The organism is Synechococcus sp. Cruz CV12-2-Slac-r, from assembly GCF_024346075.1.
Classification (GTDB): Bacteria; Cyanobacteriota; Cyanobacteriia; order PCC-6307; family Cyanobiaceae; genus Synechococcus_D.
The window spans coordinates 1-2,070 of record NZ_JAGQEK010000234.1 but is presented as its reverse complement, the minus strand read 5'-3'; the positions used below and the strand labels follow the sequence as shown (position 1 = coordinate 2,070).

Here is a 2,070-nt window from a genome sequence, read left to right as displayed (position 1 = left end):
GAACAGGTCGCTGTTTTCAGCTGAAATGATCGATTGGATTTCTGCAAGCTGCTCTCCACCAAAACCTTTTTCAGCCAAGCCCTGCAAGAGCTTGCTACGAGTAGCTGGTGAACTCCATATCTCACGGAGTTCGGCCTCATCCTTAGCGAATTCAGGCAACTGGCCGTAGAGGAGCTCGATGAACTGGGTCGAGCTCATCGGCTTGCCATCAGGGTGCCAAAAGCTGGTCACCATCATGTATTGCAGGGCACGTTCCTTCCCATCACCGAGCTTGATGCTCACCTTGCTACGGCGAAGTTTTTCCTCGACGCCATCATCATCTTCAGGCTTGTCAGGTTCTTCGTTTTCGCTTTTGGTTTTTGGTGGTTTGTCATTGGTTTCAACGGCTTCAGGGGGGCCATCCCATTCGGGATCACTAAATAGCTGGTATGCCTTCACGAAGTCGAGGATCGTGAAATAGTCCTTGCCGTCATAGAGGCGAGTGCCCCGACCCACGATCTGCTTGAACTCGATCATTGAGTTGACCGGTCGCAGTAGGGCGATATTGCGAATGTTTCTGGCATCCACCCCTGTTGAGAGCTTCTGGGAGGTCGTCAGGATCGTTGGGATCGACTTTTCGTTGTCCTGGAAGTCGCTAAGGTGCGTCTCGCCAAGCTCGCCATCGTCAGCCGTGACTCGCTGGCAGTAGTTGGGATTGGAGCTGCTCTTGAGTTGGTTGATCAGGTCGCGGATCGCCAGCGCGTGCTCCTGGGTGGCGCAGAAAACAATGGTTTTCTGGCGTTGCTCGATCTGGTTGAGCAAAATTTCTACCCGTTGCTTCTCGCGCTGCTTTATCTCGATGATGCGGTTGAACTCAGCTTCGGTGTAGCGGCGGCCTGCTTCCACATCACCTTCCAGCACCATGTCATCAGGTGTATAGACGTATTCATCCAGCGTGGTGCTGATTTGCTTGACGCGGAAAGGCGTGAGGTATCCGTCGTTGATCCCCTCCTTGAGTGAATAGGTGTAGACCGGTTCGCCGAAGTAGGCGTAGGTGTCGGTGTTTTCCGTGCGACGAGGGGTAGCCGTCAAACCCAGCTGTACCGCTGGTTTGAAGTAGTCGAGGATGTCTCGCCATGTCGATTCGCTGTTTGCGCCGCCTCTGTGGCACTCATCGATCACGATGAAATCAAAGAAATCAGGCGGGTACTGGCCAAACCATGGCGATGGCTTTCCATCTTCGGCAGGACCAGACATGAAGGTCTGGAAGATCGTCAGGAAAACACTGGCGTTGGTCGGTACCCGACCTTTCTTACGCAACTCATCTGGCCGAAGGCGGGCCAGGGCGTTCTCTTCAAAGGCCGCGAAGCTGGTGAAGTCGTTGAAAGCCTGCTTTGCGAGTGTGTTTCGGTCGGCCAGGAATAGAATCCGAGGCCGTCTGGTTGGTTGGTAAGAGAGGTTCCATCTGGCTTGGAACAGCTTCCAGATGATCTGGAAGGCAATTGAGGTCTTGCCTGTTCCCGTGGCAAGGGTCAACAGGATGCGGTCTTTGCGGGCGGCGACCGTTTCCAATACCCGCCTGACGGCAATGTCTTGGTAGAAGCGAATCTGCCAACTGCCTCCCTTGTCTTGGTAGGGAATGGCAGAAAAGCGATCACGCCACTCGTTTTCAACCGCGAAAGTGCGGTTCCATAATTCGTCTGGTGTGGGGAAGGACTCAACCTCGCCTTCCTCGCCACTGTCCATATCGATGGCGTAAACACCAAGACCATTACTGGCGTAGGTGAAGCGGATTTGCAGTTTCTCTGCGTAGTCCTTGGCTTGGGCGACACCCTCAGTTAGTGGTGCGGTGTCGGGCTTTGCCTCCACCACCGCCAATTGGCAATTTCGATAAGTGAGTACGTAATCGGCAGTTAAAGACTTCCCATGCTTACCCGCACCTTCAATACGGCCAGGAGTGATGGAGAACTCGCGGCGAATCCTGCTGCCATCAACCACTCCCCAACCGGCTGCAGCTAGAAGCGGATCTATAAGTTCAGCGCGAGTTTCCGCTTCGTTCATTAGCAGTAATTAAAGCTCCCCACTAAAAGC

1 protein-coding gene is annotated in these 2,070 nt (G+C 53.9%); it reads right to left on the bottom strand.

What is annotated here, in order from left to right; all coding sequences use genetic code 11:
- On the bottom strand, window positions 1-2,040 hold a 2,040-nt coding region (gene hsdR, locus KB557_RS11100; protein ID WP_255134201.1), incomplete at its 3' end, for an EcoAI/FtnUII family type I restriction enzme subunit R.
- Between the last annotated feature and the right edge of the window lie 30 nt (window positions 2,041-2,070).